Here is a 15,142-nt window from a genome sequence, read left to right as displayed (position 1 = left end):
TGTTACAGTAACGCGGAGGACGCACCGAGGTAAGGTCATTGACTCGGCTTGTGTTCCGATCGCAGAACGGATCACTCTGCCGGGGTGTACCAGATCGGGGACGAATAGGCGCGTTCCTGATGCGTAAGCACTGCATCCTCGGGCAATTCGATACCATATCTCAACTTGTCGTACAGGATCCAACGCGGCGTTGGAATTTCGATGGCGCGGACGTAGTAAAACGCGCGTGCATTCGGATCGAAATCCGGGTCTGACCATACGGTGACAAGTTCGGCCGTTCCGATTGTGTTGGTCCAGCTGGCAGTCTCCACGTCCACAGTGTTTCCAACCGCAGGGACTTTGCCGTTTTGATCGACCTCGCGGTTATCCGACCATGCGACGTCGTAGACCTTCTCCTGCAAGGCACCTTCAGAATCGAGCCATCCCTTTATCACTTGAACACGGTCCAGATTGGCACCAACCGGGTCGCGCAGAGCGGCGATCAGGAAGCTTGGCGCAGCCTCACCCTCGCGCGGGCGCAGGTCCGAACCCATTGGCACGCCTTTGGTATAACCAACATTGGCTAGGAAACGGGTTTCAACATCTGCTTCACTGAAATCCCATCCGCCAAAGAACCGCAGACCAATCCTTGGCCCCGTCGTTGCATAGGTTTCGCGGCGCTTGAACGCGTCAAAGATCGCCGCGCGTGTATTCTCGGTAGCCCAGACGGCCGTGTATCCGGAGGCGACAAGCAAATCGCCGGGAATTTCACCAAGGTCATTGGCTATGAACGGATGCTTGATACGCGAGGCTGAGGGTTCGACGCTGACGGATTTTCCAAAGAAGTTATCTTCTTCGGCCGTGGCCAGAGAGGTATGGCTGTCCGTCGCACCCCCCATGCCGAATTTATAGGGGTTCACACCAAACTTTTCTTCCAGCATCAAGCCGCGTTTCAATGCCTCTCGGGCGTATTCTCCGGCCAGCATGTCATCGGTTTTCAACTCGGTTATGTCCAGATTGCCGACGTCCCAGTTCTCGTAATCGGCAAATTCGTCATCCGGGCTCAGGAAAGGATGCGCTTCACCGTCGCCCTTTATCTGGGTGACTTCGTAATGGGGCTCCCATTTTGCGCGGGCCGCGACATATTCCTCGTCAACCTTGCCGCCGTGATACGTGTCTTCGGTTGGGAACATCCACCCATTCGACAGGTTCCCGTTATGGGCAAAGGCAACTGCACGCCCCCCCGTTTTTTCCTGATACTCTTCAAGCCAGGCGTAAAGCGCCTTTGGATCCGTATCACCGTAAGGCGGCTGCGTGACCGGCGGCACCATTTGAAGCGCCCTGATTGGCCCATCGCGCAGCATGACATTGCGGTGCAAGTTGAACCCTTTCGGTACCGAGGTCCATTCAAAGCCGATGAAAGCGGTAAAGGTGCCGGGGTCATTGTGCCGCTCTGCCGCCAGAACGATGTTTTCCCAGGTAAAGGCAAATGCATCGGCGCCGGGGCTGTAGGATTCCAACAGGATTTCCGGCAGTGTCATTTGCGAAAAATTGGTGATGATGTCGAAAGCCGCTTTACCGGCTTCTTCCCCGCCGGCCTTGTACCCCTCGTACCACTCCAGTCCTTTCGGATCAGAAAGAACGCCCGGCTTGCCAGCCTGCAAATCCGGCGCGAACCCCATCAGGTCCGTGTGATCCGTGAGAACCATCCAATCCAAGGGTCGTGACAGTCTTACAGGCTGACCCGTCGAAGAAATGACCTGCTCACCCTTGGCGAAACGCCATGCCTCATCCGGCAGCAAGGTGTTCCCGAAAGCACCCGCATCCAGCGAAAGCCCGGTGTGAAGGTGAGTGTCTCCCCATAATGGGCGTTCAGGAAATGTGCGTTGCGCGTAAGGGGAATAGGGCTGATCAGAAAACAATCCCTCGGCAGCATCTTCGCTGGGTACGGCGTCGGCACCAACAACAGCAGGGACCAATACGAGTGAGATTATGCAAGCAGATTTCCGAAACAAAGTGACCTCCCAGTTCAGGAATACTCAGCTGTGAGGGCGAATTTCATCGCGCCATTATTATATTCCCATTTTCTTATATCACATTCTATTGGCCAAAGGGTTTTTTTAATCTGAGAGCTGCAAACCCGCGCAATCAGGGAATTCGGCGAAAGCCCTCAGGGTGATCGCTAATCGTGTTCACCTGACAAGACCCGTCGGATCATCTTATCTGATAGTAAAATGAAAGCTTCCGGCTGACGCCCCCAGGCGGGCGCGGGAAAGGTGCGGCGGTTCGAACCTGTTCTTTGGCTGCGCGCTCTATTTCCGGCGAGCCAGAGCTTTCGACGACATCAACCCAAGCCAATGAACCATCCGGGTCAATCTGGAAAAACACCCGCGCATAGCCACGACCGGCAACGTAAACGATTGGCGCCCTGTTCAGATGAACAAGAACCTGACCCGCATAGTTCGTGGTGTCCGAATTTCCCGGCCCCCGCCCGCCTGAACGGGTGCCGCCCCGGTTTTGTCGGAAGGCGTCGACACCCTCTCTTTGATACGTCGCCAGCGGTGATTCAATCGTCTGTTCTGGAAATCTCAAAGCGTCAAAGTTACTTGACGGATCCAACGCACCCCGCAGGGTGGGTTGCGGGCGTCGGTCTGGAAGGCGAGGCCGCAATGACGTGGCTACGGCCTGTTCGGATCCGTCCACGCTTACATCGGGTACGGTCAGTTCGGCGTCGTCATCCAGAGGTTCCGACGCTTCTTCTGGTATTACAGGTTCAAGTGGGGACGTGTTTTCCGGAACAATAGGAGCCACCTCGACCGGTAACGCGGCGATCTGTTGCTGTTCCTCGGACACCGGTTCTTCGGCAGAAGAAGGCTCAACCGGAGCAACCGCCTCTTCAATCGGCACCTCAGGTGTTTCGGCCAACGCTTCGGGCCTTGCCGACGCAGCGCCTTCAGCTTCGGCGGCTTCGCCTTCGTCCTCCAGGTTCTGGTCTACAGGGTCCACGACAACCTCATCCGGCGCCCTCGGCTGGATTATCGTTGATTTCCCCGTATCGGGCGTGAACGTCTCTTGCGGATTCGGCGAGGCCACGCGGGCATCACTTGTCGAAACTTCTGCCTCCTGCGGCTGGGTTGGCGGTTCCACCGGAGGGGTTGGCGGTTCATCCGGCGCAGGCGGTACGGGTTCGATCGTGGTATCGGCCAACTCTTCGAACGCGTTGCTGAGTTCGATCGTGTCGGTACCGGTTTCCCCGGAAGCCGGGTCTGACAAATCTGGTACCGTGACAATCAGGCCGATCAGATGCACCAGTACGGAAATCGAAATTGCAATGATTGCAACAAAAACGGACCGCCTGATCATTCGAGGGCCTGTTCGGTCACCAGAAAAACGGTTGGCGCACCCAACCGGCGCAAACTGCTGGTGATCTCCATCAATCGAGAGGCCGACGCATTCCTGTCTGGAACGATCCGCACGGGCCCCGAGTCATGCGCGGCCATGAAAGCTTCTGCCTCGATCGGATTGCCGCGAAAACTCAATGTCCCGTCCCTATGAAGAACAAGCGCATCCGGCGGCTCGCGACCGTCAATATCCGCAGTATTCACCAGATCCAGATCGGGATCCAATGGCGGTGCAATCGTACCCGTAATCAGAAAAAAGATCAGGATCAGAAAGACGACGTTGATCAGCGGAATTGTGGAATCGCGATTTCGACCGGGTCGGATGTAACGGATCATTGCCTCACTCCAACACCCTGACTGTCAAACCTTCGCGCCCGCGCAAAGGGACAAGCAGGTCCACAAGACGTTGCGCGGTTGTCCCGGGATCAAGGCTTACCAGCACCTGACCGGCCTGGACCTGATCGAACAATTCCTCAAGCGACAGGGGTTGGCCGTTCAGGACAACACGTGTGGGGCCAAGTTGCACGAAAAGGCGTTCGGGCGGCGTAGCGTCGGCATTCCCGCCTGTGGCGGCGCTGCTCAACTCGATCTCGCTGAACCGCGAAAACGTTGAGGACAGCATGAAAAACAGCAAAAGCAGAAAGATCACGTCGATAAGGGGTGTCATCGACATGCGCCGCCGCACAAAAGGCGCAGTGTTACGCATGCTCTGGGGCGACCGGGACCTGTGCCGCCGCCTCTGTGCGTTGGATGGAATGACCGGGAACCAGAACCGTACGCAAAGCCTTGTCCGCAAAAACACGCTCGCGTGCGGTTCGGCTTTCAAGCCAGGACAAAACCATCGACGTCGGCATCGCAACGGCCAGACCCACAGCCGTGGTGATCAGGGCCACCCAGATCCCGCCGGCCAAAAGTGACGGATCAACCGATGATCCAGCGGTTTGCAAGCTTTGGAATGCACTGATCATACCCAGAACCGTACCAAAAAGACCCAGCAAAGGCGCCAACTGCGCCACGGTGTCCAGCAAACGAAAACCACGTTCCAGCCCGGCAAGCGCCAAACCCGCTTCGGCATCCAGCCGGTCATCGGCCCCCGGAACACCAGATGCGTTCATCGCCGCGCCCACAATAGGGGCAAGATAGCTGCTGCTGTCCGCCAGCCTTGCGCGCGCGGCACTGTGATCTCCTGCGTCCCAGGCTGCCAGAGCTTCAGACAGCACCTTGTGCCGCCCGACACCGCAGGCTGCAAATTGCCAGAGTTTGTAGAGGGTGACAGCCAGCGTCAAAACCGACATGGCGATCAATATCGCCACCACCGGCCCGCCGAGGTCAAAAATCTCACGAAGTGCGGCTATAGGACTCATCCCAACAACTCCATTTCCACCCTGCTGCTCAGCGTGAGGGTGCTGTCGCATATGTCACTTTCGGTACCATCCACGACGCAGGAGTTCGCGCCGTTGATCAAGGCTTGTCCAACTGTGTCACATGTTCTGTTGGGAAGGTCGAACTGGCGCACCCGGGGCCGGTCGGCGGGCAGATCGCGAAAATCGAACAGAGAAAGGTTCAACACACCACCTTCGGTGTCGAAAATGACGGTTTCGAACACGGCACCGTCGATCGGCTGCCCGGTTTCATTCTTGACCAGAAACGTCAACCTGCACGCGCTGGCGACATCCTCGGCCGAGTTCAGCTCCACAAAGAGCCGTGCAGCGGAATCGGATTGTGCAGACGCTGTGGACAGCAAACAGCCAGAAAACATGGCCGCGACCATAATGCGACGAAACAGCATGAACAGACTCCGTGTTGCAGCGCTGGAACAATCGGGCAGCGACCGTCAGCTTGCTCATCTGCGTTTCTACCCGAGGGACATGTCACATTAAAGAGCCGCGAAGGGTGGCAAAGTAAAAGGGTCGTCAGCGCGTGTTGATATACGTACGTTCACGGCAAGACATACGGTGCGCAATCAGAATTTCAACTGCGCACAAAGCTGCTCCGCGCATCTGGACAACCAGCAAGTTGATGTCGGATCTAATTTGAAAAGTCGCACTTTTTCCAAACAGGTGCTTAAGCCGCAACAAAAAGCGTGAAACTGCGCTCGATCCAGTCTTCACAGAAAATCACTCAAAGCGGTTTTTGAACGTCGTTTTCACTTAATTCTTGCTAAAAGCGCGAAAAATAATGCATATTTGTCTACATTTTTAATGCATATGAATAATAATAACGTGTTTTTTTAAGAGGCAAGCGTCGAGCACAGCGCGGTTTCCGTGCTTTAAAGCCAATTGGGGGAAGGGGTTCGAGTTTGTCGTTGTTAAAGATTGTAATGGTTCTTTGCGTTGTCGTGGCTATACCGTCGCAGACCATCGCCAACATCGGAAAAATTATTAGCGTCAAACAAGGCGCCCAAGTTGTTCGCGCGGGAAAAGCACAACCCGTTTATTCAGGAATGGAGGTTGCGTCCGGCGACGCGCTCAGCACTGATCAGACAGGCGTAATCCAAATCGTTTTTGTGGATGACACCAAGATTGCCATTGGCCCCAACGCACGCATGGTTCTGGATGTGTCCATGTTGCGAAATAACCGCAAAGCCAAGAGCTTTGCCGTTCAGGCTTTGGGTGGCAGTTTTCGGTTTATTTCCGGAAAAAGCCGAAAGAGAGCCTACTCGATCAGGACACCGTCGGCGACAATGGCCGTGCGCGGCACCACCTTCGACATGTGGATCGTGTCGGAAAAACAAAGCGCGATGCTTGTCCTGCAAGGTACGGTCCGCATGTGCGGCAGTCAGGGCGCGTGCAGGTCTTCGGGGCGTCAATGCAGCATGTTCGCAACAAGCGGAGATGGAGGAGTAGGACGGCCTGCCGATCAGGCGCAATACGAACAAGCGCTGAAAAGCGGGTTTCCATTCGTTCAGTCCCAGGAAGGGCTGCTGCCCCCTTTGCAGGTACGCGTTGAAGGGTGCTCAGGTGATGGAGCGCCCATACGGCGCATCGAGACAGACCGGTCGGAAGCCCGTAGGGACCCTCCTCAGCAACGCGAAGCGCAGAATACGGTCACTGGCCCTTCGCCTTCCGCGAACAATGAACCGGCAAGAGAAGAACCGGACCATGCAGAACCCGAACGCGAAGAACCAGAGCAGGAAGAGCCCGACAGAGAAGAACCGGAGCAGGAAGAACCTGAACCGGAAGAACCTGAACATGAGGAACCCGAACGGGAAGAACCGGAACCTGAGGAGCCCGAACGGGACGAACCAGAGCGGGAAGAAACTGATCCGTAATTGCTCGGGAATTGCTGTTGAACACGCAGTTCCAGTTCCATTTGTCTGGAGGATGGTTTGAGCGACAAGCTGCGGAAATCCAGGAACGGGCGATGGGCCTTCCGCCTCGTGGGGCTGGGTCTGATCCTTTTGGGTTGCTTAATCCGGGCGTGGGATCCGTACCCGGTTCGAATGACGCGCCTGATCTATTTCGACGTTTTGCAAAGATTATCCCCGCGGGAGTTCAATCCCGAACTCCCCGTGCGCGTCGTGGATATCGATGAGGCCTCGCTTGCCAGCTTTGGACAATGGCCCTGGCCCCGCACTTTGGTTGCGCAGTTGGTTCAAAATCTGGGTGACTACGGCGCTGCGACGATTGCGTTCGACATGCTGTTTGCCGAACCTGACCGGTATTCGCCGTCTCGCCTTCTGAATGATCCATCGCTGGCGGGCGTACTGACTGTGGAACGCCATGCCGAAAAGCTGGACAACGATGTCGTCCTTGGGATGGAAATGGCTTACTGGCCCGTGGTGCTGGGCGTGGCCGCGCGATTGTCAGCCAAAGGTGAGCCCATTGCGGCCAAGGCCGGAATCATTGAATTCGGGGAAAGCCCCGCCGAGGGGCTGATCTCGGTTCCGCATTGGACGCCGATCGCGCCACCATTGGATCGGGCGGCGGCGGGTGTCGGCGGGGTCAATGTCTCGCCCATCGGAGGAACCGGCATCGTAAGACGGGCGCCGGTTCTCTGGAACGGTCCGGACGGTCCGCTGCCAAGCCTTGCCGTCGAAGCCCTCAGGGTCGCCCTGGGTGAGACCAGCATTTTCGTGGAAGGCGCGCCTGACGAGGCTGGCATCATGCTGGCCGTCGAAATCGCCGGATACCGTTTACCGACAACCGAGAATGGCGAGCTTTGGCTGAAGTACCGGCGGGACAGCCCCGACCTTTACATTTCAGCCAAGGATGTCCTGGAAGGTACTGAAGACCACGGGCTGCGATCCGAAATTGAAGGAAGAATAATCCTGATCGGAACCTCAGCTGCCGGTTTGTTCGATATTCACCAGACGGCGCTTGGCGAAAGCGTCCCCGGTGTTTCTATTCATGCCCAGATGATCGAACAGATTCTGACCGGTGATATGCTCAGCCGGTCTGATGTGACCGCGGCGCAGGAACTGCTTGCATTTGCGTTTCTGGGGCTTGTGGTGATTGCCGTCATGTCCAGCTTTGGTGCCATCGCATCCTTCATCGCCGGTGGCATAGCCGCCGCAGCCGTTCTTGCCATCAGCTGGCTGATTTTTCAGAACCAATCCATCCTGTTCGATGCCACCTTTCCTCTGATTGGAGGCATCGCAAATTTCGGTCTGCTGGCGGGGTATCTTTTTGTTTCGACTGAGCGCGAAAAGCGCCAGATTCGAAAAGTCTTTTCACACTACGTAGCCCCGGAAATCCTTGATGAAATGGAGAATTCGGGCCACCAGCTGCAATTGGGCGGAGAAAGTCAGGCAATCACCGTGATGTTTTCGGATATCCGGGGATTTACCGCTCTGTCCGAGTCCGCGTCGGCAACGGAACTTGTATCCTTGCTGAACGCGCTGTTTTCCAAGCTTGGAGATCAGATCCTGCATGAGCGTGGTACGATCGACAAGTTCATCGGTGACGCCATCATGGCCTTCTGGAACGCGCCTTTACCTGTTGCGGACCATCCATGCCGCGCAGGGCTTGCCGCGCTCAGGATGCGGCGTGCCTTGGCACAGTTCAATGCATCCGAGATCATGCGGAACCGAAAGCCGATAGCGCTGGCAACCGGAATCGCCACGGGGCAGGCCTGCGTCGGCAACATAGGATCGCAAAAACGGTTCAACTATACGGTTATCGGAGACGTCGTGAATGTTTCGGCACGGATCGAACAATGCTGTCGAACGGTCGAGTATGACATAGTCGTCTCAGACGCGGTGTATCAAGCCGGGCGAGATGACCTGGCATTTTTGCAGGCAGGCCATGTTGACCTGAAAGGCAAAGCCAACCCAGAGCCCGTTTTTGTTCTGGTTGGAGATTCCGCTTTGCGGAAGACCGACGCGTTCCAGGAACTCTTTGCCCGGCACAATAAGTTGATCGCAGCATTGAGAACCCGAAAGCCTCAGGGCGACATCGTGCGCATGTGTCAGCATTGCGAAGAACTTGCCGCAGATATCGAACCCGGATTGCGCCAGTTCTATCGCGCTTTGGCAGGTCGAGCGGCCGATTTCCGCGCGGTCTCATCATCTGGGCCTGTCATGTTCACCCGAAACACCAGAATAGCCGGTGGTGTTTAGGCGGCGCTGCATGGAAAAGTCGGCTGACTTCGGCCCCCAAAGCCCTGCGTCAGTGAGTGTCACGCGAGACGCGCACCCTGTGCGTCGAAGCGATAGACCCTGCCCGGAGAATATCCAAATCGGATGCTCTGACCGGCTTCAACCTTATGCTGCCCGAACAGGCGCGCGGTGATCTGGTGATCCTGCATCATGGCAATCACGTTGGTGTCACCGCCCAAATGCTCGACATGGGTGACGTTTGCGATCACCGGACCGTCGTCAGACAAAAACAGGTCTTCCGGCCGGATACCCGTTGTAATGTCTGCGCTTTCGCCGATCATGCTGGCAGGAAAGAAATTCATCGACGGCGCCCCAAGAAAACCGGCCACGAACTGGTTGGCAGGATTGTTGTAAAGCTCCATCGGGCTGCCGACCTGTTCCACACGCCCGTCGCGCAGAACGACGATTTTATCGGCAAGAGTCATTGCCTCGGTCTGGTCATGGGTCACGTAGATCATCGAAGCGTCAAGCTGACGGTGCAGGTTCGCAATTTCCAACCGTGTATTCATACGCAGAGCCGCATCGAGATTGGACAGAGGCTCGTCGAACAGGAACAGCTTTGGTTCCCGGACGATGGCACGACCGATGGCGACGCGCTGGCGCTGACCACCGGACAGTTCGGAAGGATACCGGTCAAGGTAAGGTTCAAGGTTCAGCATCTTGCTTGCCCTTTCGACACGCTCGTCGATGACCTGCCTGCTCTGGCCCTCCTGTTTCAGCGCCAATGACATGTTCTTGCGCACGTTCAAGTGGGGATAGAGAGCGTAACTCTGGAACACCATCGCGATACCGCGTTTCGAAGGCGGGGTGAGATTCATGAGCTCTCCGCCGATGCGCACTTCGCCCGACGTCACATCCTCGAGCCCCGCGATGACACGCAGAAGGGTGGATTTGCCACAGCCCGAGGGGCCGACGAAGACGACGAATTCACCCTCGTCAACGTCGATGTTGATATCCTTTAAGACCTCGACGGTGCCGAAGGATTTGTTCACGTTTTGCAGCGTCAGGGCGGTCATGTGCGTGCCTCTTTCAGCGATATGGGTTGGCCGGTACGGATGCTTTCATCAGCGGCCAGGCAGATGGCCAGCGATTGCACGGCATCGTTCATGTGGCGGGTCAGATCGATATCTTCGGCGATGGCGCGCAGCATATAGGCTTGCTCGGCATCGCAGAGTTGCTGATGGCCGGGCTCATCCGGCATCTCGATTATCCGGTCGCCGTCAGGGCGGTGGACCAGAAGGCCGCCAACCTTGGTGTGGCCGTCGATATCCGCGGATGCGCCCTTGTTGCCATCCGTGATTGAAACCGATCCGTTGGGTGACACGATGTCTTTCACGAAAAAGGCGGTCTCGGACATCATCGGGCCCCAGCCGGCCTCGTACCAGCCGACCGAACCGTCTTCGAAAATCACCTGAAACTGGCCGTAATTGTACATGTCTTCGGCAATCTCATCACTCAGGCGCAGGCCCATGCCATGCACGCGGACGGGATCGGAATCGGTGATCTGGCACATCACATCGACGTAATGCACGCCGCAATCGACGATAGGCGATGTCGTCTGCATCAAGGCCTTGTGGGTTTCCCATTCGGCCCCGCTGCTTTGCTGGTTCAGGTTCAGACGGAAGACATACGGCCCGCCGAGATCACGCGCCTCCGAGATCAGTCGCATCCATGACGGGTGGTGCCGCAGAATATATCCGATCACCAGTTTCCGGCCGGTTTCCACTGCTTTTGCGACCACGCGGCTGGCGTCCGCAACCGTCGTGGCCAGCGGCTTTTCAACAAAGACATGCGCACCTGTATCCATTGCGGCGCAGGCGAAGTCTGCGTGGCTGTCGGAATAGGTTGCGACGACGACCAGATCGGGGTTTGTCTCGGCCAGTGCCGCCTGAAAATCCGAAAAGGCCGGGTAGCCTGACAGGTCGTGATGGTCTACTTGACCTGTGCGGTTGACCAGCCCCACGATCCGTGCGTCGGGGTGGCGATGATGGGCCAAGGCATGGCTCAGGCCCATGTTGCCAAGACCAGCGATCAGTACCCGGGTCATTTGACAGCTCCTGAGGTGATACCGCGGATCAGCTGGCGCGAGAAGATGACGTAGAGCACCAGAACCGGCAGGATTGCCATGCTGAGCGCGGACAGAACCGCGTTCCAGTCGGTCACAAACTGGCCGATGAAGACCTGGCTGCCCAACGTCAGGGTTTTGGTCTCTTCAGCGGGTGCCAGGATCAAGGGGAACCAGAGATCGTTCCAGATCGGGATCATGTTGAACACGGCGACGGTTGCCATGGCAGGCCGGACCAGAGGCAGCACTAACCGGAAAAAGATCGTGTATTCCGAAAGCCCATCGATGCGCCCCGCATTCTTCAGGTCCTCACTGACCTGGCGCATGAACTCGGACAGGATGAACACCGCCAGCGGCAAACCCTGTGCCGTGTAGACGAAGATCAGGGCCCAAAGCGTGTTCACAAGCCCTGTGGCGACCATCATCTCCAGGATCGCCACGGTGCCGATGCGGATCGGAATCATGATCCCAAGCGCCAAATAGAGCCCCATCAACATGTTGCCCTTGAACCGGTACTCGCTGAGGGCAAAGGCGGCCATGGCGCCGAACAGCAGGATAAAGGCCAGTGATACCACGGTGACGATCAGCGAGTTCTGAAAGTAGAGAAAGAAATCCCCCTGCTTCATCACGGTCTGGTAGCCGATCAAGGAAAAGCTTTCGGCATCAGGCAAGGCAAGCGGCTCGCGAAAGATGGCACGGCGCGTTTTGAAGCTGTTGATGATGATCACGAAAACCGGAAACAGGGCGATCAGAGTGTAAAGGATCAGCGCACCATGCATTGCGACGGTGTTCAGTGGATTCGAGCGTGCCTTGTTCATTGCAGAGCCCTCACAGCTGATACCGGCGCATCCGGGTCTGGATGCCGAAAAGGTAAATGCAAACACCCACAAGGATGATGGCGAACATGGCGCCGGCGATGGCGGACCCCATATACGGATCACCCAGTTGCAGTTGGAAGCCGAAGAATGTGCGGTACATGAAAGTGCCCAGGATGTCGGTCGAAAAATCCGGCCCCGCCAGCGCGCCCTGAGAGACATAGATCAGGTCAAACGCGTTGAAATTGCCCACGAATGTGAGGATCGAGATGATCCCGATCGAGGGCAGGATCAGCGGCAGTTTTATTTTCCAGAAAGCCGAAGCTCCGGTGATCCCGTCGATCTCTCCGGCTTCAAGAATTTCTTCGGGGATCGACAGAAGGGCCGCATAAATCAGCATCATCGGGATGCCGACGAATTGCCAGACCGAGACAAGCGCCAGAGTTGTCAGCGCGTATTCTTCCTTGCCCAGCCAAGGCGCGAACAGGGATTTCAAGCCAACCGCGTCCAACATCGAGGGCGCAATCCCCCAAAGCGGAGACAGGATCAGTTTCCAGGCAAAACCCACGATCACGAAGCTCAGGATCGTCGGAATGAAAATGGCCGACCGGTAGAGTGCGGCAAAGCGCAGCCTCGGGTGTGACAGGATCGCGGCCAAAGCGATGCCGATGGGGTTCTGCACCAGCATGTGGATCAGGAAGAACCAGAAGTTGTTGCCCAGCGCATTCCAGAATTGCGCGGACCAGAGCGGATCAAGGAACAAGGTTCGGAAATTCTCCAACCCCACATACACACGCGCCTGATCGACTTCGGTAAACAGCGCAAGGCGGAGCGTGTTGAACAAGGGCAGGATCATCACCGCCGTGTAAACCAGCACCGCAGGTGCAAGAAAAACGGCGATGTGCCAGCGTATGCGGCGGGTCTGCATGGGGATCTCCGGGGAAAAGGTGCCGGACGCGACGGGCCGCGTCCGGTGAGAGTGGTTCAGGTCTTACTGATGCGGTGCGTACCAGCTGGCCAGCCCGTCTTGCAGTTTCTTGCCCAAAGCCTCGGGGCTTTCGGTGCCCTTGATGGCTGCAACGGATGCACCCCAGGTCTCGTTTTCGAGGTTGGGCGTGCCACGTGACAGGATCTGATAGGTCGAACGGATGGTGCTCTCGCACTCATCCCGCCATCCGACGATTTCCTTGGCAAGGGGATCTTCCAGTTCAACCGGAGTATTGGACAAAGGGAAGAAACCGGGAACCGCATTGCCGAAGATACTGGCGAATTCCGGGCTTGCGACCCAGGCCAGGAACGTGCGGGCAGCCTCCTGGTTTTCACTGGCAGCGTTCAGACCGATGCCGATATCTGTATGGTCCGAGATATAGCAGGTGTCACCGGCATTTTGGACCGGCGGCTTGAAGGCGCCCATCTCAAAATCTGCCTGCGTGTTGAAACCTGCAATCTCCCAGCTGCCCGCCGGGTAAATTGCAGCGCGGCCCAAAGTGAACAGGTTCTGGCTGTCGGGATAGGTCTGCGCCTCATATCCGTCACCCAGATAATCGGCCCATTTCGCCAAAGTGGCAAAGGGCGCGACCCACTGAGGGTCGGTCAGTTTCTGCTCGCCCCGGATCAATGCCAGACGGCCTTCTTCACCTTTCCAGTAGTTCGGGCCGATATTGTTATAGCCCATCGTTGCGGCTTCCCACTGGTCATTGGTGCCCATTGCCATCGGAATATAGGTGCCGTCTTCCTTGATCTTGTCCAACACTTCAAAGAATTCTGCCTCGGTGGTCGGAACCTCCAGACCCAGTTCGTTGTACGCATCCTTGTTGTAGATGAAACCGTGGATCACCGATGCCATCGGAACACAAAAACTGGCCGACCCATCGTCAGTCTGCCACGCCGATTTGGCTACGTCCGAGAAATTGTCCATCGCATCCAGATCGGACAGGTCGGTCAGATGGCCCGCTTCGTACAGCGCCAGAGAAGCATCGAACGGGCGGCAGGTGATCAGATCACCGGCGGATCCGGCTTCCAGTTTGGAGTTCAGAACCGCGTTGTACTCCGCCGGGGCCGAAGGCGAGAAAACAACTTTGATACCTGGATTGGCCGCCTCGAATGCAGGGATGATCTTTTCCTGCCAGAGAGCGAGATCATCGTTGCGCCAGCTTTCGATCGTCAGCGTGGCGTCTTGCGCATAGGCGCTTGTGACCAGCGCCGTGCTCATCAGAGCCAGGCTCAGAACTTTGCGTTTCATTTGGTTTCTCCCAGGTTGCTATGTTCGTTATCTTCATTCAGCCGGTTCATCGCATGACGCAGACGGCCATTCGTTTCAGCCAGTCGCTTTTGTGCATCCTCTGCCGATGCGGCACCCGCGGCGACAAGTGCCGCGCACTTCAGGTTCCCATCCGCAGCCCTCAGGGCATCATCAGCACGTTCAGGTGATACGCCGGTAAGCTGGCACACGATTCCGTTGGCGCGTGCGCGCAGTTTATCATTGTCCGCCCGCAGATTGATCATCATGCCGTCCTGAATATGCCCAAGCTCGATGGCCATCAGCGTCGACAACGTATTGAGGGCTATTTTCTGCGCAGTGCCGGCCCCCATCCGGGTTGAGCCCGAGATCAATTCCGGAGGCGTCGCAAGCAGAACGGCATGGTCCGCCAGTTGCAACAATTGCGAACCCGCGTTGTTTGCAATCCCGATCACGGGCGTCCCCCGGTCGCGCGCCAGTTTTGCGGCAGCTACGGTATAAGGCGTGGTGCCGCTGGCCGAGACCGCGATGAGCGTATCATTGGCGACCATATCCGACAGCTCTTGAGCCAGCCCATCAACAGCGTCCTCTACATCCCCCGGCATGTCCGCCGTAGTCGGCATGCCACCCGCCATATGAATGCGGATCTGCTGCGACGGGATGGAAAAGGTTCCGCCAAGCTCCAGCGCGTCCGAGGCCGCCATGAGGCCGGAAGACCCCGCCGCAAGATATCGAAGCTTGCCGCCCGTCCGGATCGTCTGGGCCATGGCGGTCGCCCCGCTGCAAATCGGACCAAGCGCATCAAGCACTGCCGTTGCCGCTGACACCTGCGACCGCGCCAGCAGGCCGGCCACTTCGGCCAGCGGACGGGTATCAAGCCCATGCGCATCCTGATGCAATTGTTCTGTCGCCGGCGTAATCAAGTGATTCTCCCCCAAGAACTCTCGATATCATACCTTTTAAATACCATTAGTCTATCATTTATTTTTTTTGATATTTTTGGCCAATATAGCATGATATTTGCTGCTTTGGTCGTAATTAGGA

The 15,142-nt window shown here is 57.0% G+C and carries 14 protein-coding genes; 2 read left to right on the top strand and 12 right to left on the bottom strand.

All coding sequences use genetic code 11. The annotated features are described in order from the left end of the window. Window positions 1-71: 71 nt before the first annotated feature. From GS614_RS11210 to GS614_RS11185, 6 genes are all read right to left on the bottom strand, one after another. Entirely contained in the window at window positions 72-1,994 is a 1,923-nt protein-coding gene (locus GS614_RS11210) for a DUF3604 domain-containing protein (protein ID WP_171726300.1), read from the bottom strand. Between the two features lie 199 nt (window positions 1,995-2,193). Then, window positions 2,194-3,342: an energy transducer TonB gene (locus tag GS614_RS11205; protein WP_171726299.1), complete on the bottom strand. Its 1,149-nt coding sequence runs from the start codon at window positions 3,340-3,342 to the stop codon at window positions 2,194-2,196. Further along, entirely contained in the window at window positions 3,339-3,716 is a 378-nt protein-coding gene (locus GS614_RS11200; RefSeq protein ID WP_171205816.1) for a biopolymer transporter ExbD, read from the bottom strand. The genes GS614_RS11205 and GS614_RS11200 overlap by 4 nt, the downstream gene beginning before the upstream one ends. A gap of 4 nt (window positions 3,717-3,720) precedes the next feature. Continuing rightward, window positions 3,721-4,047: a biopolymer transporter ExbD gene (locus tag GS614_RS11195; protein ID WP_171118035.1), complete on the bottom strand. Its 327-nt coding sequence runs from the start codon at window positions 4,045-4,047 to the stop codon at window positions 3,721-3,723. 31 nt (window positions 4,048-4,078) lie between these two features. Next, the gene (locus tag GS614_RS11190) at window positions 4,079-4,744 is read right to left on the bottom strand and encodes a MotA/TolQ/ExbB proton channel family protein (RefSeq protein WP_171169941.1); all 666 of its coding nucleotides are present in this window, start codon (window positions 4,742-4,744) and stop codon (window positions 4,079-4,081) included. Then, a complete protein-coding gene (locus GS614_RS11185; RefSeq protein WP_152460518.1) occupies window positions 4,741-5,169 on the bottom strand; it encodes a hypothetical protein in 429 nt (142 codons plus the stop codon). The genes GS614_RS11190 and GS614_RS11185 overlap by 4 nt, the downstream gene beginning before the upstream one ends. A 510-nt stretch (window positions 5,170-5,679) precedes the next feature. On the opposite strand from GS614_RS11185, the gene GS614_RS11180 reads away from it, so the two are divergent. Further along, window positions 5,680-6,651: a FecR domain-containing protein gene (locus GS614_RS11180; protein ID WP_253285338.1), complete on the top strand. Its 972-nt coding sequence runs from the start codon at window positions 5,680-5,682 to the stop codon at window positions 6,649-6,651. A gap of 57 nt (window positions 6,652-6,708) precedes the next feature. Further along, on the top strand, window positions 6,709-8,940 hold the full coding sequence (locus GS614_RS11175) for a CHASE2 domain-containing protein (RefSeq protein WP_253285337.1): 2,232 nt from the start codon (window positions 6,709-6,711) through the stop codon (window positions 8,938-8,940). A 59-nt stretch (window positions 8,941-8,999) separates the two neighbouring features. Here GS614_RS11175 and GS614_RS11170 read toward each other — a convergent pair whose 3' ends face one another. From GS614_RS11170 to GS614_RS11145, 6 genes are all read right to left on the bottom strand, one after another. After that, a complete protein-coding gene (locus GS614_RS11170) occupies window positions 9,000-9,995 on the bottom strand; it encodes an ABC transporter ATP-binding protein (RefSeq protein WP_171726298.1) in 996 nt (331 codons plus the stop codon). Next, the gene (locus GS614_RS11165) at window positions 9,992-11,026 is read right to left on the bottom strand and encodes a Gfo/Idh/MocA family protein (RefSeq protein ID WP_171726297.1); all 1,035 of its coding nucleotides are present in this window, start codon (window positions 11,024-11,026) and stop codon (window positions 9,992-9,994) included. The genes GS614_RS11170 and GS614_RS11165 overlap by 4 nt, the downstream gene beginning before the upstream one ends. Beyond that, window positions 11,023-11,862: a carbohydrate ABC transporter permease gene (locus tag GS614_RS11160; protein ID WP_171169947.1), complete on the bottom strand. Its 840-nt coding sequence runs from the start codon at window positions 11,860-11,862 to the stop codon at window positions 11,023-11,025. Before GS614_RS11160 ends, GS614_RS11165 begins: the two co-directional genes overlap by 4 nt. 10 nt (window positions 11,863-11,872) lie before the next feature. Then, on the bottom strand, window positions 11,873-12,787 hold the full coding sequence (locus tag GS614_RS11155; RefSeq protein ID WP_171169949.1) for a carbohydrate ABC transporter permease: 915 nt from the start codon (window positions 12,785-12,787) through the stop codon (window positions 11,873-11,875). A 63-nt stretch (window positions 12,788-12,850) separates the two neighbouring features. Beyond that, a complete protein-coding gene (locus tag GS614_RS11150; RefSeq protein ID WP_171726296.1) occupies window positions 12,851-14,101 on the bottom strand; it encodes an ABC transporter substrate-binding protein in 1,251 nt (416 codons plus the stop codon). Continuing rightward, window positions 14,098-15,021: an N-acetylmuramic acid 6-phosphate etherase gene (locus GS614_RS11145; RefSeq protein ID WP_171726295.1), complete on the bottom strand. Its 924-nt coding sequence runs from the start codon at window positions 15,019-15,021 to the stop codon at window positions 14,098-14,100. The genes GS614_RS11150 and GS614_RS11145 overlap by 4 nt, the downstream gene beginning before the upstream one ends. Window positions 15,022-15,142: the final 121 nt, after the last annotated feature.

It is taken from the genome of Ruegeria sp. HKCCD6604 (assembly GCF_013110635.1).
Lineage (GTDB): Bacteria > Pseudomonadota > Alphaproteobacteria > Rhodobacterales > Rhodobacteraceae > Ruegeria.
Note: the sequence above shows the minus strand (reverse complement) of the source record. Positions and strands in the feature narration are given on the sequence as shown.

Bases quoted from the DNA above. Each gene is read 5' to 3' on its own strand.
- GS614_RS11170 (WP_171726298.1), bottom strand. From the start codon at position 9,995: ATGACCGCCCTGACGCTGCAAAACGTGAACAAATCCTTCGGCACCGTC.
- GS614_RS11165 (WP_171726297.1), bottom strand. From the start codon at position 11,026: ATGACCCGGGTACTGATCGCTGGTCTTGGCAACATGGGCCTGAGCCAT.
- GS614_RS11155 (WP_171169949.1), bottom strand. From the start codon at position 12,787: ATGCAGACCCGCCGCATACGCTGGCACATCGCCGTTTTTCTTGCACCT.
- GS614_RS11150 (WP_171726296.1), bottom strand. From the start codon at position 14,101: ATGAAACGCAAAGTTCTGAGCCTGGCTCTGATGAGCACGGCGCTGGTC.
- GS614_RS11160 (WP_171169947.1), bottom strand. From the start codon at position 11,862: ATGAACAAGGCACGCTCGAATCCACTGAACACCGTCGCAATGCATGGT.
- GS614_RS11200 (WP_171205816.1), bottom strand. From the start codon at position 3,716: ATGATCCGTTACATCCGACCCGGTCGAAATCGCGATTCCACAATTCCG.
- GS614_RS11190 (WP_171169941.1), bottom strand. From the start codon at position 4,744: ATGAGTCCTATAGCCGCACTTCGTGAGATTTTTGACCTCGGCGGGCCG.
- GS614_RS11185 (WP_152460518.1), bottom strand. From the start codon at position 5,169: ATGCTGTTTCGTCGCATTATGGTCGCGGCCATGTTTTCTGGCTGTTTG.
- GS614_RS11205 (WP_171726299.1), bottom strand. From the start codon at position 3,342: ATGATCAGGCGGTCCGTTTTTGTTGCAATCATTGCAATTTCGATTTCC.
- GS614_RS11195 (WP_171118035.1), bottom strand. From the start codon at position 4,047: ATGACACCCCTTATCGACGTGATCTTTCTGCTTTTGCTGTTTTTCATG.